Here is a 23170-nt window from a genome sequence, read left to right as displayed (position 1 = left end):
CTTTTTGGACTAGAGCTTGAACAAGATCTGTTGTAAACTGATTCATAGGAAGACCTTCTTTCTTTGAATTGGTTGTGGTGACTTAATTCTACAAGAAAAGGTCTTCCTTTTTGCATTTATTCATTTACACAAGATATTTTACGCTCTCACTCTTTTTGTATTTGCTTTATTTAAGATAATTAAAGTAAAATTATTATTTATTTAACCTTGTTGATTTAGAAGTAAATTGCTCTTTATTTTTAAATAAGTTGACTCCATAACCTGCAAGACCTCCAATAATTGCAGGGAATATCCAACCTAATCCAATATGGTAAAGAGGAAGATAGTAAGTAAATACTTGGTCAATACCAGGAATGTGTAAGCCAAAATCATTTAATCCGTCTACCAGGCTTACAACAAATGTTAAGAATAGGCTGCCTTGGTATACCTCAGCACATCCTTTAAATAAAGAATGAAGGAAAGTCAAAAAGATTAGAACGATTGCTAATGGATAGAGAACTGTTAAAACAGGTACTGAAAAAGAAATTAAATGATTTAATCCAACATTTGCGATGATTGCGCTAAACACGGATAAGCTAATCGCAATTTTCTTGTAAGAAATAGAAGGTAATAATTTATGGAAATAAGAAGAGCATGAAGTAATAAGCCCTACGCTAGTTGTCAGACAAGCTACTGTGATCATTAAGCCTAATAGTAACCCTCCATATTCTCCAAAATAATAATCAGAAACTTTCGCTAGCACCGCACCACCATTATCTAAATGCCCAAGCTTTTCTACACTTGAGGCGCCCATGTATGAAAGGGCTGAATAGATAGTTGCAAGAATAATAGCAGCAATTCCTGTAGCTTTTAGGCAAACAGTTATAATTTGCTTCTTTGTTTTAGCGCCTTTTTCTTTAATTGCATTGATAATAATGATTCCGAAAACGAAAGATGCAAGAGTATCCATTGTTAGATATCCTTCTTGGAACCCATTAAAAAAAGAGTTTGTTACATATTTTTCTGTGGGTGCTTGAAATTTTCCAATAGGATGAATAAAAGCTACTAGAACTAGAATTCCGATGAATGTTAATTTAATCGGCGTTAAGAATTTTCCGACAATATCGACAATTTTCGCCGGATTGAGAGAAAAAAAGCATGTAATACTGAAAAATATAATAGTAAACACGAGTAAAGCTATAGAACTAGAGCCTTCAGAAATGAAAGGTTTAAGTCCGATTTCAAAAGAGACGTTACCTGTTCGTGGGATAGCAAATAAAGGTCCAATAGCTAGATAAAGAACAGTTGTAAATACTAAACCAAAGATAGGATGTACGCGACTTGCTAATGATTGTAAATCTTCTTTTCCGGAGAACCCAAAAGCTAGTACACCAAGTAAAGGCAAGCCTACTCCAGTAACTAAAAAACCCGCATTTGCTGACCAGATATTTGCTCCCGCTGACTGACCAAGCATGGCAGGGAATATTAAATTTCCAGCTCCAAAAAATAATGCAAATAACATTAAACCAATGATTACTATAAAAGAAAACGGTACTTTGTTTGACACGGTGAAACCCCCATTAAAAATATTCTTTATAAAAAATTAAATTTTCAGACAATTTACATTACAAATAACTTATCTTTTTTGTATTATAAACAGTCAAATTACATATTTCAATATAAAAAATAAACTTTTTTAATAAAATTTAAAAAATTATCAATTTTCCGTTCATTATCCATTATTAAAATAAAAATAATATTAAAAACCCAGATTTTTATTCAAAATGCGTACGTTAAGTGAGTTAATAACGGTATTTTTTTAAAAAAATTATAAATCATATTCAAATCGCGTATATTATCCTTTTAATTAATTTGATTGAATGATATGCAAGGAAGTTTGGAAATATAGTACTACGAAACTTATAAAACTTTTTAATATTAGCTAAACACCTGAAAGGAAAAAGTAGTTGATTTATTGCTTCAAGAAATGGAGCATTCTAAGTCTTATAAAGAACGCTTACTCTTATCTCCTGAACTAGTAATTTGACAATCAACAGCTTATCTCTAGACAAAGTACTTTTCTAATGTAAAATCACTGTCTAGAATCACAAACGTTTCTGTTTCCTTTGAATGATTATCTTATAGTACTCCATTCAAGCAGTCAGAGGATAAGTAATAATGATCATTTTTTCTTTTTTAAAATATGTCATAAATTTTATATATACTGAAAAGACCTTATTAACAAATTAATTAAGGTCTTTTTATCTTTTCTTTTTGAAGCCAAAACTTATCATATAAGCTATTAATAAAGAGATAAAAGCAGCAAAACTAATTTTTATGTAAGAAACCTCTAAAGCCCAAGGACCATATTTTTTATATTTAAACGATACATAGACCACCACTGTCCATTTTCACCTTTAAAAAATGAGAAGATAATCCATAAAAGAACTAAAAACAAAACCATGATAAAAAGATAATATAATTAGGCATTTTTCTATTCATAGGTCACCCCTCCGTTCTTCCCGTTTATATGTGATGCTCTTTTCTCTTATTATAGTAACAATAATCGGGAAAAATTTAGAGTTTTTATTGAATAAAGAACGTTTGTTCGTATATAATAGAGAACAAACGTTCTTTATTTGAGGAGTTATTTCAATGGATTATGAATATCTACCCAACAGAGTCATTATTTGTATTGATATGAAAGCATTCTTTGCTTCTGTTTCATGCGTGATACGTAGGCTAGATCCATTAAAAACAAAGTTGGCAGTTGTAGGAGATACAAAGCGGTCGGGATCAGTTGTGTTAGCTGCCACACCCTTATTAAAGAAAGAAGGGATCAAAACAGGCAGCCGTCTTTTCGACATTCCTAGAAGGAAAGATATCCATGTCGTAAACCCATCCATGGAAAGGTATGTCAAGGCCTCGAACTATATTTCTAGTTTAGTGTTACAGTATGTCGCTCCTGAAGATTTCCATGCATATAGCGTTGATGAGTTGTTTATTGATGCGACAGCTTCTTTACATTTATTCGCTCGTACACCAGAAGAATTAGCCCGTAAAATCATCAACGAGATTTATCGTAAAACACGGCTTACAGCCACCGCAGGAATCGGTCCGAATCTCTTGCTGGCTAAGGTGAGCTTAGATCATGAGGCCAAGAATAGCCTAACAGGGGTAGCTTATTGGCGATACGAAGATATTCCTTTTAAATTATGGTCGATTCACCCAATGAAAGATTTCTGGGGAATCTCATACGCTACGGAAAGACGCTTAAATCGTTTGGGCATTCACTCCATCAAAGAACTCGCTCTTTCTTCTGTAGAGATGTTACGTAAAGAATTTGGTGTCTTGGGAAAAGAAATCCACCAACATGCAAATGGGATTGATTTTAGCCGCATTTCTGACGTGTATATTCCGAGCTCTCGATCATTCGGGAAGAGTCAAATTCTGTTTCGAGACTATATAAATCGAAAAGAAGTGGAATTGCTGCTATTAGAGCTTTTAGACGATGTGTGCTTTCGTTTACGTATGCATCAAGTCATGGCACAAACTATTCATTTATCCATTGGCTACAGCAAACAAACAGGTGGCGGCTTCTCAAGACAAAAGAAAATGGGGCGGGCTTCGAACCTAAGTCAAGATATCTTTCCTTATTGTTTAACCATACTACACACGTTTGATAGCGGAATGCCCATTCGATCGATTGGAATTTCTTTATCGAACACCAGTATTCAAGAAGAAGAGCAAATGAGTTTATTTGAAGATATTGACCAGCGGGAAAGAGCCTATGCACTTGCTAAAACAATTGATGAAATACAGATGCGTTATGGGAAGAATAGCGTTTTGCGAGCTTCAAGCCATCTCAAGCATTCAACAGCTCGTTATCGAAACGCCCTTTTAGGAGGTCATGAAGCATAAAGGAGGAAGATGATATGCAAAACAGAGGATTACAAGAAGTTATAAAAAAGCAGTCAGAAATACCTCAACCTTTTTTAACAGAAGATCAAATGGAACAAATTAATTTTACCTTGATCGAAGCGCTCCATACACATAAAAAAGTATACCTTACGTATTACAAGCACGGGCAATGTATAACGGAAACAGGAGTTATTCAATTTGTAGATTCCCTTGGAGGTTTATTTGTATTTATAGATGAAGGATGTAAGCAAACGGAAAAAATGAGGTTAAGCGAGCTAATTGATGTTCGTTTCGTGTAGTAGAAAATAATAAAACAGTTTATTTACATAGGATTTCCATACATAATTAGTATAAGCTTAAAAAGTATTTAATCATTTTTCATAGATTCATTTAAAGATGTTATATAAGGAGGCTCCTAATATGAAGCAGGTTTGGACTGAGTTTGAGCAGTGGTTAAAAATAAATCGACCAGAAGCAGCAGGAACGCTTAATGAAGCAGCTTCTGAATTAGAAATTGCAGAGGTTGAACAAAAGATGGGACTAACATTCCCCAAAAACCTTAAAGACTGGTTAATGATACATAATGGACAGCGTGATGAATATATAGCAGCTATCGATAATTATACACTACTACCTTTAGAGGAGATTCTGTATACGTGGCAAACATTAAAAGAACTTTTAGACGGAGGAGAATTTGAAGATTTTCCAGAAATTGAACCTATTGGACCAGTAAAAAGAGAATTTTGGTGGAACCCACGTTGGATTTCGATTGCCACAAATGGGGGAGGAGATGATATTTGTATAGACTTGGATCCTGATAAAGAAGGGAGAAGTGGCCAAATTATCACCTTTTGGCACGATTGGGAACAGCGTGAAGTAATAGCGTACAGCTTAGAAGAATGGGTAATAGCCACGATAAATCATACAGATCATTAAAGGGGAGAAGTAAATGATAAAACCTGATATAGAGAAAATCTATAAAATTCTCAAAGCACTTCCAGGTACGTCGGTGAAAGTAGAATTTGAAGATGGAGTGGGAGAAACTCTTTCTACTCCTTATTATATCTACCTAAAAAGCGAGTTTCTTGATGGACAATTAGGCTACAGAGAAGATTTAGAAGCCAATTCTCTTATAGGAAATCAAGAAGGAGATTGGCAAGAAAACTGGTTTGTTATAGGGTATGATGAAGAAATTGGTGGTGACCCGCTTTTTATTGATATAGCGAATGACGATTATCCAGTTTTTACAGCTGAACACGGCATCGGGGAATGGGACGCTTTAGAAATGTATGCTTCTCTAGAAGAGTTTGTAGAAGATGTTACTTAATTATTGCTTCGTTAAAAGATTTTGATAAAAGTACGGCTAGAAGAGGACAGATAGTAGTTTAGTATATACCTAACTGTCCTCTTTTTTAGTACCTATTAAACTTAGAAAGAATGTAGAGGAAGGAAGGGACTGATGGTAGGAATCGATTTCTGTATTGCCGATATACGAAGGCGCAAAGGCATTCATATCCTTTGCGTTCTTTTATCGTTGAATACTGCTAACAATTGAATAGTATATGGCTACAATGATCAAAAGCATGCCAATAATGTATAAATGAGGTATATCTTAAAGTGTTGGTCATAGAGACATTCACCTTTCTAATTTAATTCTAATTCAACAAATTTTTATTAGTTTGTTTAACCACAGAAAATATGATGTACAAAAAGGGGAGATTGTTCTTTTGTTTCTTAAAGAACCTATTCATTACGTTAACTAGAGTTAGTATTTTCATTCCCGTATAGGATAATCCAAATTTATCCATATTAAATTGTAGTATTAAAAAAGATTAATACATATGAAAAATTCTTAAAAGGTGGATGTTATATGCTTGATTCTAAAACGATTGAAATTGTCCAATCAACAGTGCCAGTTTTAAAAGAACATAGTAAACAAATAGGAAAGAGATTTTATGAATTGTTATTTGAAAAAGCGCCGGATTTGTATAATATGTTCAATCAAACAAATCAAAAAAGAGGAATTCAACAGGAAGCATTAGGCTATGCCGTGTATGCTGCTGGGGAACATATTACAAACTTAGAAGCCATTAAACCTGTAATTGAACGAATTTCACAAAAACATCGTGCGATAGGGGGTAAAGGCAGAACAATATCCAGTCGTTGGTGAAACTTTACTTCAAGCAGTAAAGGATGTTTTAGGAGATACAGCTTCAGATGAGATTATTGAAGCATGGGGAAAAGCGTACGGATATATTGCCAATGCTTTTATTGAGCTAGAAGAAGCTCTTTACGAAGAGACAGAGAGTCAACCTGGAGGTTGGGAAGGATATCAAAGCTTTTATATAGATAAGAAAGTAGAAGAAAGTGATAATGTAACATCTTTTTATTTAAAAGCTAAAAATGAGAAAGAAATTGCCTCTTATAAAGCAGGACAATACCTTACATTAGCAGCAAATGTTCCGGGAGAGAAATACACGCATATTCGCCACTATAGTCTTTCTGAAGCCCCTGGAAAGGATTATTACCGAATTAGTGTAAAACGAGAAGATGCACATGACGGTGCGCCAGCAGGAATCGTGTCAAACTATTTACATAAACAAGTTCAGACAGGAGATATTCTTAAGTTCTCAGCTCCCGCTGGAGATTTTGTACTTGATCACAGTGAACTTCCCGTTGTGCTAATTAGTGGAGGTATAGGTATTACACCTTTGCTTAGTATGCTGAATACCATTGTAGAAAAACAACCTACACGTAAGGTTACCTTTCTTCATGCAAGTATTAATGGGAAAACGCATGCTTTTAAAGAACATGTGGCTCAACTAAATAGAAATAGCGAAAATGTTACCTCCTTCATCTGTTATAGTTCGCCTAATGAAGGGGATCACCTTGGTACTGATTTTGATAAAGAGGGTTATATTGATTTAGAATTGTTACAATCCGTTGTTCCTTCAAAAGAAGCTGTCTTTTATTTCTGCGGATCGATTCCGTTTATGGAAGCTATTCTTAAAGCACTACATAGATGGGATATACCAAACGAACGTATTCATTACGAGGTATTTAGCCCTGTAACCATTTTAGGAGAAAAATAAAGAAGTAATATTTACCAGTAAATGAAAAGTATTCGATTGAAACACACGTACTGTTTAAATAAATATGCTGTAAAAAAGCACTCCTGTGAGTGCTTTTTTACTTTGCCTTAAGGAGCAATTCTAAAAACGATCATTATATATAGATACTTCTATACTCTCTATGTACAAAAAACTGGAAAAAATCATCTTTGATAATTTATAATAATAGAGAACTATGTCGAATCCTAAATATTGGAGAGATTACTATATGAGAAGACTACTTCCTTTTATGATTTTTACCATTTACTGCATTCCATATGTTTATTTATCTATGCGAAAGGATTTTGAAGATGATTCAAAGGTAAACTATATAATCATGGCCATAGTTACACTAGCACTGTCTTATCTAAGTGGGCTTATTAGAGCGGATTTATCACTTATTTTAGGAAATATAATTTCTTTTAGTACTTCATATTTTTATAACGCATTAAGGCTTCCTGATTCTAAATGGGAGAAATATTTTTCGCCCTTTAATTCTGTCGAACAAGTAGTACTCATAAGCCTTGCAGCGCTTGTGCTGCAGGTGATTATTTATACACTTGCTCGAAAGCGAGCGAAGAGATACATTCGTAATACTGTGGTTTCGGAATAGTTCAAAAAAAGAGAGTTAATCATCTAATGAGCTAGACTCTTCAGGTGACCAAATGAAAGAAGGGTTAAAATGAGGAGAGCTGCTGAAATTTTATCCTCTAAAAAGAAAGTGTTAAATGAGGAAGATCAACAAATCCTTCAAACGTGTACTTACCTGCTTTAAAAAGGATACGAATCAATTAGATAAGTTAGTTATACAACTTTTAAATATGTAACCGCAAACAAAAAGGTATGTATTTCTCTTCCTACTTTAATTATACCATATAAAAAAACGTCGATATAGACTGTTTATTCTCATTTACTGCTGGTAAAATCAATAAAACATTACCGGTTAGGAGAGATGTTGAATGAACTCTTTAGTTCTTAGCTTTCAAGAAATAAAAGATACACAGCTTTCACTTGTTGGAGGAAAAGGCTTAAATTTAGGGGCGTTATCAAAAATTCAAGGAATACAAGTACCGGAAGGGTTTTGTGTGACAGCGGCCGGGTATCAAAAAGCTCTTGAACAAAATGAAACGTTTCAAGCGTTACTGAATCAGCTGACGATGCTAAAAGCAGATGATCGAGATCAAATTAGTGAAATCAGCAAAAAAATTCGCCAAATCATTCTGGAAATAAAAATTCCTTCTGACGTTGTAAAAGCAGTTATTCATTCTCTCTCTCAGTTCGAGGAAGAGCATGCTTATGCCGTTCGTTCAAGTGCGACTGCTGAAGATTTGCCACATGCTTCTTTTGCTGGTCAGCATGACACCTATTTAAACATCAGAGACAAAGAAGCAATCCTTGAGCATATACGCAAATGCTGGGCGTCCCTGTTTACAAATCGCGCGGTAACCTACCGGATTAAAAATGGATTTGACCATAGTCAAGTGCACGTATCTGTTATTGTTCAACGAATGGTTTTCCCGCAGGCTTCAGGTATTTTATTTACCGCTGACCCCGTTACCTCTAACCGAAAGCTGCTATCCATTGATGCAGGATTCGGACTTGGAGAAGCGCTGGTGTCTGGTTTAGTCTCTGCCGATTGCTATAAAGTACAAGAAGGAAAAATCGTCGATAGAAAAATAGCAGCTAAAAAGTTAGCTATCTACGGATTAAAAGAAGGCGGAACAGAAACCAAGGAAGTTCCTTCTGATCTGCAAAAAACGCAAGCGCTCACTGAACCTCAAATTTTACATCTAGCACGCGTTGGAAGACAGCTTGAAGCTTACTTTGGTTGTCCTCAAGATATTGAATGGTGCTTGGCTGATGATACATTTTATATTGTCCAAAGTCGTCCAATCACTACTTTATATCCAATTCCTGAAGCACATGATCAGGAAAATCGCGTTTATGTATCTGTTGGACATCAGCAAATGATGACCGATGCCATGAAACCACTGGGATTGTCTTTTTTTCTGTTAACGACTAATGCACCGATGCGTACAGCCGGTGGAAGGCTGTTTGTTGATGTCACCCCTATGCTGGCTTCACCTGACAGCAGAAAAATGATGTTAGGTGCCATGGGACAACATGATCCGCTCATGAAAGACGCACTTACAAGCATAATGGAGCGAGGAGACTTTATAAAACCTTTACCAAATGATCAAAGTTCTGGTAAAAGCAAAAAAAGCGTGCCGCCTACGAAGCCTAAGGCACAAATCGAAAACGACTCGACAATCGTTTCTGACTTGATCAAGAAAAATCAAGCATCAATAGAAGAGCTAAAGCAAACCATCCAAACGAAATCTGGTTCGGAATTAGTCGATTTTATTTCAGAAGATATCGGGACATTAAAGAAGATTTTATTTGATCCACAAAGTACAGCTGTGTTTATGACCGCTATGGATGCTTCATCATGGATCAATGAAAAAATGGAGATGTGGCTAGGTGAAAAAAACGCAGCAGACGTGCTTTCTCAATCCGTACCAAACAATATTACTTCAGAAATGGGTCTGGCACTATTGGATGTCGCAGATGTGATTCGTCCTTATCCAGAAGTGATTCATTATTTAAAACATGGAAAAGATGATAATTTTTTGGAGAAACTAGTTAAGTTCGAAGGCGGAGAGAAAACTCAAGACGCTATCTATAATTATCTCAGCAAATACGGAATGCGATGTCCCGGCGAAATCGATATTACGAAAACTCGCTGGAGCGAAAAACCGGCTGCACTTATTCCTGTGATTCTTGGTAATATTAAAAACTTTGAGGCTAACGCTAGCAAACAAAAATTTAAAAAAGGTCTGCAGGAAGCCTTGAAAAAAGAGCAAGAGTTATTAAATCGATTAAAGCAATTGCCGGATGGTGAACAAAAAGCAAAAGAAACAAAAGAAAGAATTGATCTCCTCCGAAATTTTATCGGTTATCGTGAATATCCCAAATACGGCATGATTAACCGTTATTTTGTTTATAAACAGGCTCTTTTGAAAGAAGCCGCTCAGCTCGTAAAAGCCGGCGTTATTTATGAATCAGAAGATATATACTATTTGACGTTTGAAGAACTTCAAGAAGTCGTGCGCACATATAAGCTTGATCATCAAATCATCAGCAAGCGAAAAGAAGAGTACAAATTATATGAAAAGCTAATACCTCCGCGTGTGATCACGTCTCAAGGTGAAATTATTACCGGTGCGTACAAACGAGAAAACCTCCCGTCCCAGGCAATTGTAGGTTTACCGGTTTCGGCAGGGGTGATAGAAGGGCGAGCACGCGTCATTTTAAATATGGAAAATGCTAATCTATCAGAGGGAGATATATTAGTCACTTCCTTTACTGACCCTAGCTGGACCCCGTTATTTGTAGGGATAAAGGGGCTTGTTACGGAAGTTGGCGGACTGATGACTCATGGGGCAGTCATTGCACGTGAATACGGATTGCCAGCGGTTGTTGGAGTAGAGAATGCTACTCGGCTGATAAAAGACGGACAGCGAATTCGCGTACATGGAACAGAAGGGTATATTGAACTATTGTAAAAGCTAAAGATGCTTGCGCTGTTTTTCTTCTTTTTACCTAATTAATAGATGAAAATTTGTCTAGATTCCTATACGTATCTTCAGTCAATACAAAAAGGCAGGCCGTTATAACGGCCTGCCTTTTTCATATTGGTGAACCAGTAGAACATCAAATGCTGACTTTCTTTACAGCCGACTGCTGCACATGCTCCATAAACAGTTTGAACAAGTTTAGCATTGAAGTATGTTCTTTTGCCATCATTTCTGGATGCCACTGGACGCCGACTACAAATTGCTCTCCTTGTTTTTCAATGGCTTCAATGACTCCATCTTTTGCCCATGCGGAAACTTCAAAACCTGGCGCTACGTCTTTAATAGCTTGGTGGTGGAATGAATTAATAAGAGCTTGATTACCGTAAAGGTCATGCAGGCGTGTTCCGTCTTTAATCATGATGGAATGAGAAGGGTCGCTTGTATTGTTGTATTGATCATGTTTGATAAATGACTCTTTAATGTCTGACATATCTTGATAAAGAGTGCCGCCGTAAGCAACGTTTAAAATTTGTAAGCCGCGGCAAATCGCTAACACGGGCTTTCCTTGATCGATCACATGCTTTAACAATAGCTGTTCAGACTGATCTCGTGCTAAAAAAGGGGAACCTGTTTTGGTTGTCGGTTCTTCTCCGTATAAAAGGGGATTAACGTCTTGTCCACCTGATAAAATCAACCCGTCTATACTTTCTGCCTGCGCTTTAATCATTTCTTCGTCTTTTAGCACTGGCAAGATGAAAGGAACTCCGCCGCTGAGCGCTGTTGATTCGATATAGTCGTTATTCACATACGCTCGCTTATAGCCTGGAAAGCGTCCTCCTTGATCCACAATAATGCTTCCTGATATACCAATTAAAAATCCCACTGTTGTTTTCTCCTTTTTTGTTAAATTACCATTTCTTGAAATGTTTTTTCTTTTGTAATGCGCTGATAAAGTGTTCTCAACCGCTTGCTCTATAAGAAATAAATGGTTCTTTTATTCAACTATTATACATATATACCATATTTATTTAATAGAAAATGGTATAATAGCCTCTGTGTGTCAAAAATACTAATTGCCAAAGGTAGAAGGTAGTGCTACAATTGTTCACATTCCTACTATTCTTCTTATTATAGTCGGATTAAAATTTTATACAAGGAAATAGGAGTGATTTTAGTGAAAAGGACTTATTTACTTTTCATCTCTCTTTTAACCATTGTCCTCATGGTAGCAGGGTGCAGTGGTAACGCAAGCAAAAATTCTTCAAGTGAAAAAGAAGGAAAAGAAGGCGGAACGCTAAACGTCGCGTCTCAAAGTGAGCCAGCAACGCTAGATGCTCAAATTACTGGGGACTCAGATGTGAAAGACGCAACGCGCAGTATCTACGAAGGACTAATGATTTTAGACGATAAAGGAAATCCTAAGCCTGACTTAGCGTCTAAAGTAGATATTAGCGATGATAAAAAAACATACACGTTCCAATTAAGAAAAGGGGTTAAATTCCATAATGGTAAAGAAATGACTGCAGATGACGTTGTCGCTTCTATTAACCGCTGGATTAAGCTATCATCCCTTGGAAAAACAAACTTCTCTGGTGCTGAAATGACCAAAACCGGTGATTATACGGTAGAACTTCATTTACCATCACCAAATGTTAACACGCTTTCTTTATTAGCTGATCCAATCCCTGCAGCAGCTATTTTACCAAAAGAAGTCGTTGACAATGCATCTGATGAAGGGATCAAAGACTACATAGGAACAGGTCCATATAAAGTAAAAGAATGGAAGAAAAATCAATATCTTTTATTAGAGAAATTTAAAGATTATTCTTCGAAAGGCCGCGAAGTTAAGAAAACTCCTCACGTCGATGAAATTAAGATTAGTTTCGTAAGCGATGAGTCAACTAGGATTTCTGGTATTACAACCGGACAATTTGACGTTGTGCTATCTGTATCAAGTGATAATGCCAAACAAGTTGAAGGCAGCCAAAATGCAAAAGTAGAAACATCACCAGGCGGATTTATGGGACTTTTCTACAACGCAGATAAAGGCGTCTTTAAAGACATCAATGCACGAAAAGCAGTTAACGCAGCTCTTAACTCAAAGGATATCTTAGACAGTTCTTACGGAAGCTCAGATTATTACAAGCTTTCTTCATCCATTGTGAACAAAGAGTATCCAAATTACTACAGTACAGCTGGAAAAGAAGAATACAACCAGCATGATAAGAAAAAGGCAAAAGAATATTTAAAGAAATCTGGTTATAACGGAGAAGAAATTCGCTTAATGGCGTCTCGTGATTACCAAGATCAATACAATACAGCTGTTGTGGTTCAACAAGAATTAAAAGACATCGGTATGAATGTAAAACTCGAAGTATACGACTGGGCGACGTTCAGCGATAAAATGAGTGATACAAGCCAATGGGACATCTATCCTGTTGACTGGAACGCTCGTTCTACCATCTTCCAAGGATTCTGGACTACAAAAGGTACATCAGTTGAAAAATCAATGGACTACTTAAACAAAATTAAAGCTGCTCCTTCTGTTAAAGAAGCTCGCGGTGACATTGATGCGATTCAACAATACGTATGGGACGAGCTGCCGTTTACGCTTATTGGTCATAAAGTGAACATCAATGCCGTTTCTAACAACGCAAACGGCTATGAGTATAATTTAGGTCCAATTTTCTACAATATGAGTTTAACAAAATAATATCTTATTAACCTAATAAACAGAGAGCTTATGGCTCTCTGTTTTAGAAAGGAGTTTACGATGGGAGCTTATACACTTAAGAGACTTTTTGCACTAATTCCTGTTTTATTCATTGTATCTATTGTTGTCTTCTTAATTACGCGCTTAACGCCTGGGAGTCCCGCAGCAATCATTTTAGGACAAGGCGCAAGTCCGGAACAAATTGCAGCGCTGAGCAAAGAAATGGGATTGGATGAGCCTGTTATTAATCAATACTTTATCTGGCTATCTAACATTTTTCACGGAGATTTTGGCTATTCTTACTTTTTAAATAAACCTGTGCTCGGGGCAATTTGGGATAATGTAGGTCCTACGGTTTCTCTAGCTATACTCGCGCAAATTTTTGGTGTGGCATTTGCTTTACTATTTGGTATATATGCAGCTAAACATAAAGGAACGATTCGTGATGAAAGCATTATGGGAGCCAGCCTTTTAGGTATTTCCATTCCTAGCTTTCTTCTCGGTTCATTCCTTATTTTGCTTTTTGCGGTACAGCTTCGAATTTTTCCTGTTTCAGGATACGTTCCGTTAAATGCTGGATTATTTGAGTATTTAAAGTACTTAGTTTTACCAACGATTACGCTTGGAGCGATTCAAGCTGCATTAATTACGCGTATGACGCGTTCATCTTTACTCGATACCATTTCTGAGAACTTTGTTAAAACGGCAAAAGCAAAAGGATTAAATGAACGTACAATTATGCTCAAGCATACGCTGCGCGTGAGTTTTTTACCAATTTTAACAGTTATTGGAGAATCGTTTGCGGGACTTGTGACCGGAGCGGCGGTAACAGAATCATTATTTAACATTCCAGGGCTAGGTCAGCTGATTGTTTCATCAATTGAACGCCGGGATTACGCGCTTATTCAAGGAGCCGTACTTTTAATTACGGTTGCTTATGTGGTCATCAATTTAGTTGTTGATTTGCTGTATGCCGTGATCGATCCGCGTGTACGCAATTCTTATCATGATTAAAGGAGGGTGATGAATGTGAACGCACAACAAAATACAGAGACCATTTCAGTAACTGCAAAGAAAAAAAGAAACCCAGCGGTAGCGCGCTTTTTCTCAAATCGTTTGCTAGTAAGAGGAGCGATACTTATTTTATTATCTATTTTGATTGCTGTTTTTGCTCCGCTCATTTCTCCTTTTGGCAGCTTACAAATCGACCCTGCAAATCGATTAGCACCGCCGTCAAGCACGCACTGGTTTGGAACGGATAACTTTGGACGAGATGTATTTAGCCGGACAATGTACGGCGTCAGAATATCATTAATGATTGGAGCCGCAGTAACGATTGTTGCTACTGTACTTGGTTTAATCGTTGGACTTTTATCTTCTTATTATAAAATTCTTGATTATATTTTAATGAGAATTTGTGACGGCTTGTTTGCTTTTCCATCTATTTTGCTAGCAATTGCCATTATGTCTGCTTTAGGACCTAAAACAAGCAACGTTATTATCGCACTGAGCCTTGTATTTATCCCTTCGATTGCGAGAATTGTTCGTTCAGCTGCGCTTGTTGTAAAAGAAAAAACGTTTATTGAAGCGCTAAAAGCTCAAGGAGCAAGCTCACTTCGAATCATTTGTTTTCATATGGCGCCAAACGTCTTATCGCCTTTAATCGTTCAAGTAACATACGTGTTTGCCGTAACGATTTTAACTGAGGCTTCGCTAAGCTTTTTAGGAGCAGGGATTCCTGCGCCGACACCGAGCTTAGGAAATATGCTGTATGACGGAAAGCTTGCGATTTACAACGCATGGTGGATGACCGTGTTTCCGGGTGTATTCATCATTTTAATTGTACTTGGCCTTAATTTATTTGGTGACGGTCTGCGCGATTGGTTAAATCCGAAAAACGTAATGCTGAAGAAAAGGAGGAAAAAACGTTGAGTAACGCCCTTTTAAAATTAGAAGACTTACAAGTAACTTTTACAACGTATAGCGGAGAAGTAACGGCTGTTGACAATGTATCTCTTCAATTAAATAAAGGAGAAGTATTAGGGATTGTCGGTGAATCAGGATCTGGAAAAAGCGTAACGTCCGAATCTATTCTTCAGCTATTAGATGAAGACCTAACAAGCTACGATGGCAAGATTTTGTTTGAAGGAAAAAACTTATTAGAGATGTCTTCAAAGCAAATTCAAAAGCTAAGAGGAAACGAAATCTCAATGATTTTCCAAGATCCAATGTCGTCATTAAATCCCGTTATGCCCATTGGAAAACAAATTGTTGAAGTGATTCGTCTGCATCAGAAAGTCTCCAAAAAAGAAGCGCAAAAGAAAGTCGTAGAGCTTTTGAGACTAACAGGCATTCCGTCTCCAGAACAGCGAGCAAAAGAGTATCCGCATGAAATTTCAGGTGGAATGAGGCAGCGCATTATGATTGCGATGGCTTTAGCCTGTGAGCCGAAGCTTCTTATTGCCGATGAGCCAACAACAGCTTTAGACGTAACCATTCAAGCGCAAATTCTTGACCTCATGATGGATTTAAAAGAAAAGCTCAACATGGGAGTGCTTTTCATCACTCATGATTTAGGCGTTGTCGCTAATATTTGTACAAAAGTAGTCGTAATGTATTTAGGACAAGTGATGGAAGAAACGGACGTTAAAACGCTGTTTTCAAAGCCGCTTCATCCTTATACAATGGGCTTAATTAAGTCGGTTCCTCACTTAGATGGCGACAGAACACAAGAGCTTTCGTCCATTCCCGGAACGGTGCCGCCGCTTTCAAACGTGCCAGACGGCTGTCGTTTTGCACCAAGATGCCCGTTTGCAACGGAAAAATGCCATAAAGAAGTACCTGTTTTAGAGCATGCCGATGATACACATCGCGTTCGATGCTGGCACTATGAAAAAATTCAAGAGGGAGAGGTTGCGTATGTCTAGTGAAGCAAAGCAGCAAAGTGTGAAGCCCTTGCTTGAAGTTCGCAACCTGCAAAAATATTATCCGGTTCGTTCTGCCTTAGGGAAAGCGAAAGGCCAAATCAAAGCAGTTCAAGATGTATCTTTTGATATTTATGAAGGCGAAACGTACGGATTAGTAGGCGAATCTGGCTGCGGGAAAAGTACAGCGGGGCGCACGCTTTTAAAATTAGTAGAACCAACGGGCGGAGAAGCACAGTTCAATGGAGAAAGTATTTTCGAATCTAAAGCATCACGCTTACGAACGATTCGTAAAGATTTACAAATGATTTTCCAAGATCCGCATACTTCTCTTAATCCAAGAAAAAAAATTGGTGCTTCCATTCAAGAAACATTAACAATTCATAATGTAGGCGTAAAAAGCGAACGAAAGCAGCTTGTCATTGAGTTATTAAAAAAGCTTGGATTTAACGAAGAAGATTACAACCGCTATCCGCACGAATTTTCAGGCGGTCAGCGCCAGCGCATAGGCATTGCGCGTTCATTGATTTTAAACCCAAAGCTTATCATTTGTGATGAGCCGGTTTCAGCACTGGACGTATCCATTCAAGCACAAATCTTAAACTTACTGCGCAGTTTGCAAAGAGAAATGAAGCTTTCGTATCTCTTTATCTCCCACGATTTAAGCGTCGTAAGACATATTGCAGACCGCGTTGGCGTGATGTATTTAGGCAGATTAGTAGAAGAAGGGCCAACAGAAGAGATTTTTTCAAATCCTCGTCATCCTTACACAAAACTTCTTTTATCATCTGTCCCGGCAATTCACGAACATGAAAAACGCGAAAAAATTGAGGTTAAAGGTGAAATTCCTTCTCCTCTTAATCCACCTTCAGGCTGTGCGTTTCATAAAAGATGCCCGTTCGCATTTGACCGCTGCATGAAAGAAACACCTGAAGACACAGTGATTGACAGCAAGCATAAAGTAAAATGTCATCTTTATAGTTAAGGTGAAAAGCTGTGGCGATAGAGAAAACAAACGTATTGATGCAGCAGCATAATTGAATAAATAGAAATGAAAAAGTCACTAGTGCCTCTAGTGGCTTTTTTGTGTGAAAATAGCAGATTTAAAGGGTGGTGAAAAGTCATTATTCAGCGTATTAGATTCATTTTTATATAAAAGATATGAATAATCCTTACTAACCTACCTATCCTAATATATGGAGATATAAAAACAAAACGTGTTATGATAGTATCGGTGATAATTATGGGTAAAAAAGCAGATAAAACGAATGTCATGCGAATTTTAGATCAGAAAAAAATTGAGTACAACTACTATTCTTATGACACTAAAAAGCTGAGTGGGGTACAGGTAGCTACTTCGCTTGGAGAGGACCTTGCTAAAGTCTTTAAGACACTGGTGACCGTAGGGAAATCAAAAGAACATTATGTCTTCATGATACCGGTTGAAAAGGAGCTTGATTTAAAGAAAGCGGCAAAAGCGGCTGGTGAAAAGTCTTTGGAAATGATTCCTCAAAAAGAACTGTTGCCTCTTACAGGATATGTTCACGGAGGGTGTTCTCCTATCGGAATGAAAAAGCAGTTCGAAACCTTCATTGACTCTACAGCAGAAAACTGTGAAACGATTTACTTTTCAGGTGGACGTGTAGGTCACCAAATACAGTTAACGTTAAGTGACTTATCAAAAGTAATTCGCATAGGTTTAGCAGACATCACAAAAGATAGTTGAAATGCAGTTACATTGAGCGAAACGTACTCAGACATGAGCGTTTCGCTTTTTTAATTACCTTAATTACTGTCTTTTCACCTGTTAAAATAACGAAAATAAAAGTAAAAATATAGAAAAAATGATATTATATAGTTAATGTTTAGGAACTTTATAAAAGGATTAGGAGGAAAACAAAATGATTAAATCCATTATTGGTGGATTCGTCTTATCTTTTATTCTTTTAGTAGCATGTACAATAGCTAACGTAAATTCAGAAACAGTATTTTTGGCAGTGTTCATTATACTAGTAGGGCTAGCCATTATTATATCTGGAGCAGCTGTAAGCGGCGATCGGATGAGAGCCAATCTGGCTACGGAATCAAAAACGGACAAGAAGTGGAGAATTACAAATTCGATAAACCTTATGTTAGCTGCCACTCCAGTTCTAGCCGTGTTTCTTCTTATTCATTATTTTATATAGTTTGGTTTCCAAACAACAAGCTTAGGTGAAAAATATCTCGGGATAGAAGGCTTTTTGTGTGAATTTAAAATTAAATGAGCCAAATTAAGGTCGCCGATGCAACAAAATTATAGAGCATCTATGACTGTATATATAATAGAGGATAAGATTAAAATTCGATAATTACCTTAAATTTAGGTTAGAGCTTAGTACAAGTTATGTTTATTCTACATATTATGTAAATGTAAGCAGCTTACACTCACGAGTTGAAAAGAGTATTTTCTTAACCATGTTCTCACTTAAAGAACATGGCTTTTTTTCTGTTTGTCATATAAATTAGAAAGCTAAACTTTGTAAAATTTTTGTATAAATAATTAGAAAATATTATATTTTCTAATAAATCAATAGTACAATATATAAATAGAAGGGAGGATTAACACTACATATGTAATAGACAGCAGCCGCTTTTAAAACCGCTTATTTTATTATCTATAGATGATATTGAAATGAATGATCCAACCTTTTTTAAGCGCTCTCATTATATAAGTAATGGGTTGAACAGGTTTTATAGAAAGCAATACAGTCTAGCTGTTAAAAAAATTTGCTGGTAAATTACTTGCTACTTCATGTTACAGGAGAACCAACATTAAACACTCAAAGAAAAGAGGGATCAATCATGGCTCATACCAGTGAAGCTGCAAACAACAGGCGTGTTACAAGTAATATTTTCAAAGGATCTGTTGGGAATTTAATTGAATGGTACGATTGGTACGTTTACTCTGCTTTTGCCGTCTATTTTTCATCGCAATTCTTCCCGGAAGGTGATTCAACAAGTCAGCTGCTTAACACAGCGGCAATCTTTGCTGTGGGTTTCTTAATGCGTCCAATCGGTAGTTTATTAATGGGACGCTATGCGGATCGATATGGTCGTCGGGCTGCGCTTACCTTATCTATTACTATTATGGCGAGCGGTTCCTTTATTATCGCCTGTACTCCTAACTATGGCACCATAGGATTATTATCTCCTATTATTCTAGTATTAGCGCGTTTGCTGCAAGGAATCTCCTTAGGAGGAGAATACGGAACGTCTGCAACTTACCTTTCTGAAATGGCAAGCAGCGGGCGAAGAGGATTTTATTCTAGCTTTCAGTATGTGACGCTTGTTGCTGGCCAGCTGGTGGCATTAGGTGTTCAAATTATTCTGCAAAACGTTCTTAGTGAAGCAGATATGATTTCATGGGGCTGGCGTATTCCCTTTGTCATTGGAGCCATCGGAGCGCTAAGCGTTTTATGGCTGCGCCGTACAATGGATGAGTCAGAGCAATTTTCTAAAATGGACTCTGAAAGCCGTGAAAATGCCGGAACTATTAAAGCACTTATGAAGCATCCTAAAGCAGTGTTGACCGTTATTGGCTTAACATTAGGAGGAACGGTCGCTTTTTATACGTATACAACATATTTGCAAAAATTTATGGTAAACAGTGTAGGGCTGGATAAAGGAGTCGTAAGCTGGATTAACTTCTGTGCGCTGCTTGTATTTGTTGTCATCCAGCCAATAGCAGGTATGCTATCGGATAAAATTGGACGCAGACCTCTGTTAATGAGCTTTGGTATTTTGGGAACATTGCTGACTGTACCGCTGTTTCTTTTTATGAAACAAGCACATAACCCAGTCATGGCCTTTTTATTAATGACAGTTGGACTTATCATTGTAACAGGTTATACATCGATTAACGCTATTGTAAAAGCTGAGCTTTTCCCAACAGAAATTCGAGCTCTTGGTGTTGGGTTACCGTACGGACTTACAGTTGCCATATTTGGAGGTACTGCAGAATTTATTGCCCTATGGCTGAAAAGTATCGGCCATGAATCACTTTTCTTTTTCTATGTAGCAGGGTGTATTGCCATCAGCTTTCTTGTTTATTGGCGTATGGGAGAGTCCTCTAAAGATTCATACATAGAATCTGAGCTCAAGAAAGAGGACAAAGGAGACAATGTACCGCCAAATAATATCAGTTTTTAATTTTGGTTAAATAAATAATCGTTTGATAACATAAAAAAGGACGGGCTTTTATAGCCAGTCCTTTTCTAGTATTCCGCGCGTATACTTGTATTAAACGTACTAAGTGACTGTTCTTACTATAGAATTCTTTTTTCTATAGTTTTGCATTATGAATTTTGTACATTATTTGGTGATAATAAGTCCTCGTATAATCTCATTCCAGTAAGGTTTAAAACCAGGCTTTACTTTAGGCATTGTGAAAACTCCCTTTAAAATTTTCCTGATTGGATAGTCGTGATATTAAGTTTAATAAAACTAATTAAAGTTGTTATCCGACGTAGAGCGTAACTTACCTTATAAATTTGTACGACTAAAGAATGAAGAAAAAAAGTAGAGGCATATAAAAGATCAGCGTCACAATAAAAGGATTATTTTGTGATATAACGAAATAAAGAGTATATACATCAGAAATAGAGAGAGGGTAAACTTCATGAATACTTTATATTCCTTTTTTACGAACCCAGTTTTAACTGCTTCTACGTTTTTAATAGAATTACAGAGCGTGTTCTTTCAACCTATTTGGAAAGAGTATAATTATGATGATTATTTTACCTACAAGGTGTATGTTCCAAGTACATATACTGGGTTAAGTAAAGTACCATTAATCGTTATGCTTCATGGATGCCAACAAGATGCAGATGATTTTGCGACAGGTACGGAGATGAATAAGCTAGCGGAAGAAAAAGGCTTTATTGTTCTCTATCCTCAAATGAATTACTTTGCTAATTCCAACGGGTGCTGGAATTGGTTTTATGAGTATAACCAGTTTCGCGGTAATGGAGAGCCAGACATAATAAAAGATATGATTGATCACATAACCGCTAAATATGCTGTTGATCCTGCTAATATATACCTTGCTGGTATGTCAGCTGGAGGCTTTATGGCAAATGTGATGGCTATTGCTTATCCTGATGTATTCAAAGCAGTAGGCATTCATTCAGCAGGAAGTAATGCGTATGCCGTAGACCTCATCACAGCTGGAGAAGTCATGCTATACGGCTCTTTAAATCCTGAGCTTGACGGTGAGGAAGCTTATAAAAAAATGGGGCCTTATGCACGGCCTGTTCCCATCATTACGTTTCATGGTCAATCAGATACAACAGTCAATCCAATTAATGCGTCTACATTCATTCAGCAGTGGATTTATACATATAAGAATTTCGGTATCGACCTACATGAAAATGCAGCTTCTTATACTTCAAGGGAAAACGAAAATCATTATAGTTACATAACGTATGACTACGTAGATACAGAAAATAAAATCTGGATGAAAAAAATTATGGTAGAGGATATGGGGCATGCATGGTCAGGAGGAAATGACAATGGATCGGATACTGATTCAAAAGGTCCTAATGCTTCAAAAATGATGTGGGATTTTTTTGAAGCCCACAATGATTAAATAGAGGACGAAAGAGAGATCACAATATGCTACTAAATAACGTTAGCCTTTCATTTTTTTGAAACAAATAATCGTCTACCAACAGCAAAAAAGGATCTTATCGAAAGATCCTTTTTCTGTTATCCACCAGCATTTTTTAGCAAGTAGCTTCAAACCGATTTAACAATACATCGAGATCCTGACTGATTTTAATCGTATTACTACTTGTAAACCCTTCTTCTAGGGCAATCATCATCATCATTTTTCGTATAAATTCTATCTTTATCAGCAGTAGTCTACATTTGAAACACATTAAGTTTCCTCCACTTGCCACGTCATTTTAAAGGCTTAAATTGTTGAATGATTTATGTAAAAATGGTTCCAATCTAAAAATAGAACCTAAAAAATATAGTAACAAATAGATAGTGTCGAAGTCTGTCGTATTTTGAATTCAGATATTTTCATTTAAAAAGAATTAGCTCTTAAACGTTTTGCTGGAAGCTATGCTCTGTCTTAATTGTGATTGTTCCACCGGTTGTAAATAACTCACAGAGCAATAGAGCTTATCCGGTTTTTGGGATATAGGCATAATTCAATTACATTTAGGCATGTTAACATAAGATTGGACTTATTTAAGTTAGTCAACTTTAAGCCAAAACATATCTTTTTTTCGTTTATTAGTTTCTGCTTAACTATTTATGGCTATCAGGCACTGACAAATAAACATAAATGATAGGTGAGGGCCGTTTCTAACCGCTATAGACTTTGTAAAAAGCACAACAAAAAAGCGTCTGTTAAGACGCTTTATATATAATACATATACTGCTCTTCTTTATTAACATTTGTTGTGTCATGGATTATTTCTTCCGGGATATTGGACGTCCGATTAGTAAAAAGCATAAACAAAGCAATAATTGATGCCGCAAAACCTAAAGTAACAATCACAATAAATCCCTCCCTTTAGAATATATATTCTACTTTTATCTTCATTTTCCTATATTTATTATATACCCTTATTTTATTTTCTCAACACATAGAACAAAAAGAGTAGGGCACATCTCCTCAATATCTCCCTCAAAATAAATATAATCAAGGGAGCTTAAAACTCCCATTTTCCCTAAAAAAGTAGGAAGCCATAAATTTTTTTCGTATGGAGGACATAAATCATTAACATTATTAATCGTTGAGATAACTTTTTTGTATTGTACGAATGAAAGAAATTTATATATATTAAAAATACAAAATATTCATTTAATTATATGATGCTTTGATTTTGAGTCGAAAAGAGAAAAGCTGCTGTTTTAAAGACAACAAGTTTAAGGAAGTTACAAGCGATATAA

Annotated in this window: 19 protein-coding genes and 1 pseudogene; 16 read left to right on the top strand and 4 right to left on the bottom strand. The window is 36.5% G+C overall.

Going from position 1 to position 23170, the window contains the following annotated elements; all coding sequences use genetic code 11:
- Nucleotides 1–193: 193 nt before the first annotated feature.
- Nucleotides 194–1546 carry a branched-chain amino acid transport system II carrier protein gene (gene brnQ, locus AC1D0Y_RS14585; RefSeq protein ID WP_060747500.1) on the bottom strand — a complete coding sequence of 451 codons (1353 nt, stop codon included), beginning with the start codon at nt 1544–1546 and terminating at the stop codon, nt 194–196.
- A gap of 1088 nt (nt 1547–2634) precedes the next feature.
- Between brnQ and AC1D0Y_RS14580 the strand changes: the two genes are divergently transcribed.
- From AC1D0Y_RS14580 to ppsA, 7 genes and pseudogenes are all read left to right on the top strand, one after another.
- The gene (locus AC1D0Y_RS14580; RefSeq protein WP_477707726.1) at nt 2635–3900 is read left to right on the top strand and encodes a Y-family DNA polymerase; all 1266 of its coding nucleotides are present in this window, start codon (nt 2635–2637) and stop codon (nt 3898–3900) included.
- Nucleotides 3901–3914: 14 nt separating this feature from the next.
- The gene (locus tag AC1D0Y_RS14575; protein ID WP_081085343.1) at nt 3915–4199 is read left to right on the top strand and encodes a YolD-like family protein; all 285 of its coding nucleotides are present in this window, start codon (nt 3915–3917) and stop codon (nt 4197–4199) included.
- A gap of 121 nt (nt 4200–4320) precedes the next feature.
- The gene (locus AC1D0Y_RS14570) at nt 4321–4836 is read left to right on the top strand and encodes an SMI1/KNR4 family protein (protein WP_060747497.1); all 516 of its coding nucleotides are present in this window, start codon (nt 4321–4323) and stop codon (nt 4834–4836) included.
- Between the two features lie 13 nt (nt 4837–4849).
- Nucleotides 4850–5227, top strand: a complete 378-nt coding sequence (locus AC1D0Y_RS14565) for an SMI1/KNR4 family protein (RefSeq protein ID WP_253352659.1) — start codon at nt 4850–4852, stop codon at nt 5225–5227.
- 543 nt (nt 5228–5770) lie between these two features.
- Nucleotides 5771–6992, top strand: a pseudogene (hmpA, locus tag AC1D0Y_RS14560) (NO-inducible flavohemoprotein).
- A gap of 247 nt (nt 6993–7239) precedes the next feature.
- Nucleotides 7240–7623, top strand: a complete 384-nt coding sequence (locus AC1D0Y_RS14555; protein ID WP_253352663.1) for a hypothetical protein — start codon at nt 7240–7242, stop codon at nt 7621–7623.
- 346 nt (nt 7624–7969) lie between these two features.
- A complete protein-coding gene (ppsA, locus tag AC1D0Y_RS14550; protein ID WP_477707725.1) occupies nt 7970–10576 on the top strand; it encodes a phosphoenolpyruvate synthase in 2607 nt (868 codons plus the stop codon).
- 148 nt (nt 10577–10724) lie between these two features.
- Here the strand turns inward: ppsA and AC1D0Y_RS14545 are convergent, their stop codons facing one another.
- On the bottom strand, nt 10725–11471 hold the full coding sequence (locus tag AC1D0Y_RS14545; protein WP_060747493.1) for a gamma-glutamyl-gamma-aminobutyrate hydrolase family protein: 747 nt from the start codon (nt 11469–11471) through the stop codon (nt 10725–10727).
- 291 nt (nt 11472–11762) lie between these two features.
- On the opposite strand from AC1D0Y_RS14545, the gene AC1D0Y_RS14540 reads away from it, so the two are divergent.
- The 9 genes from AC1D0Y_RS14540 to AC1D0Y_RS14500 all read left to right on the top strand — a co-directional run bounded on the left by AC1D0Y_RS14540 (nt 11763) and on the right by AC1D0Y_RS14500 (nt 21851).
- Nucleotides 11763–13301: an ABC transporter substrate-binding protein gene (locus AC1D0Y_RS14540; protein WP_060747492.1), complete on the top strand. Its 1539-nt coding sequence runs from the start codon at nt 11763–11765 to the stop codon at nt 13299–13301.
- Between the two features lie 60 nt (nt 13302–13361).
- A complete protein-coding gene (locus AC1D0Y_RS14535; RefSeq protein WP_050691645.1) occupies nt 13362–14315 on the top strand; it encodes an ABC transporter permease in 954 nt (317 codons plus the stop codon).
- A gap of 9 nt (nt 14316–14324) precedes the next feature.
- The gene (locus tag AC1D0Y_RS14530) at nt 14325–15233 is read left to right on the top strand and encodes an ABC transporter permease (protein ID WP_050691646.1); all 909 of its coding nucleotides are present in this window, start codon (nt 14325–14327) and stop codon (nt 15231–15233) included.
- The gene (locus AC1D0Y_RS14525; protein ID WP_060747491.1) at nt 15230–16228 is read left to right on the top strand and encodes an ABC transporter ATP-binding protein; all 999 of its coding nucleotides are present in this window, start codon (nt 15230–15232) and stop codon (nt 16226–16228) included. The genes AC1D0Y_RS14530 and AC1D0Y_RS14525 overlap by 4 nt, the downstream gene beginning before the upstream one ends.
- On the top strand, nt 16221–17210 hold the full coding sequence (locus AC1D0Y_RS14520; protein ID WP_060747490.1) for an ABC transporter ATP-binding protein: 990 nt from the start codon (nt 16221–16223) through the stop codon (nt 17208–17210). Before AC1D0Y_RS14525 ends, AC1D0Y_RS14520 begins: the two co-directional genes overlap by 8 nt.
- 258 nt (nt 17211–17468) lie before the next feature.
- Nucleotides 17469–17951 carry a Cys-tRNA(Pro) deacylase gene (gene ybaK, locus AC1D0Y_RS14515; protein ID WP_060747489.1) on the top strand — a complete coding sequence of 161 codons (483 nt, stop codon included), beginning with the start codon at nt 17469–17471 and terminating at the stop codon, nt 17949–17951.
- A gap of 175 nt (nt 17952–18126) precedes the next feature.
- A complete protein-coding gene (locus AC1D0Y_RS14510; RefSeq protein ID WP_060747488.1) occupies nt 18127–18411 on the top strand; it encodes a DUF5316 family protein in 285 nt (94 codons plus the stop codon).
- 655 nt (nt 18412–19066) lie between these two features.
- Nucleotides 19067–20413 (top strand): MFS transporter, encoded by a 1347-nt coding sequence (locus tag AC1D0Y_RS14505; protein ID WP_060747487.1) that lies wholly within the window; start codon nt 19067–19069, stop codon nt 20411–20413.
- A gap of 469 nt (nt 20414–20882) precedes the next feature.
- A complete protein-coding gene (locus tag AC1D0Y_RS14500) occupies nt 20883–21851 on the top strand; it encodes an extracellular catalytic domain type 1 short-chain-length polyhydroxyalkanoate depolymerase (protein ID WP_060747486.1) in 969 nt (322 codons plus the stop codon).
- Between the two features lie 136 nt (nt 21852–21987).
- On the opposite strand, the gene AC1D0Y_RS14495 is transcribed toward AC1D0Y_RS14500, so the two are convergent.
- Both AC1D0Y_RS14495 and AC1D0Y_RS14490 read right to left on the bottom strand, forming a co-directional pair.
- Entirely contained in the window at nt 21988–22143 is a 156-nt protein-coding gene (locus AC1D0Y_RS14495; RefSeq protein WP_016763750.1) for an aspartyl-phosphate phosphatase Spo0E family protein, read from the bottom strand.
- A gap of 491 nt (nt 22144–22634) precedes the next feature.
- A complete protein-coding gene (locus tag AC1D0Y_RS14490) occupies nt 22635–22775 on the bottom strand; it encodes a hypothetical protein (RefSeq protein WP_169305173.1) in 141 nt (46 codons plus the stop codon).
- Between the last annotated feature and the right edge of the window lie 395 nt (nt 22776–23170).

This window comes from Priestia sp. P1_B12_1 (assembly GCF_056406695.1).
The sequence above is the reverse complement of the archived record's forward strand: the minus strand, read 5'-3'. Positions and strand labels throughout refer to the sequence as shown.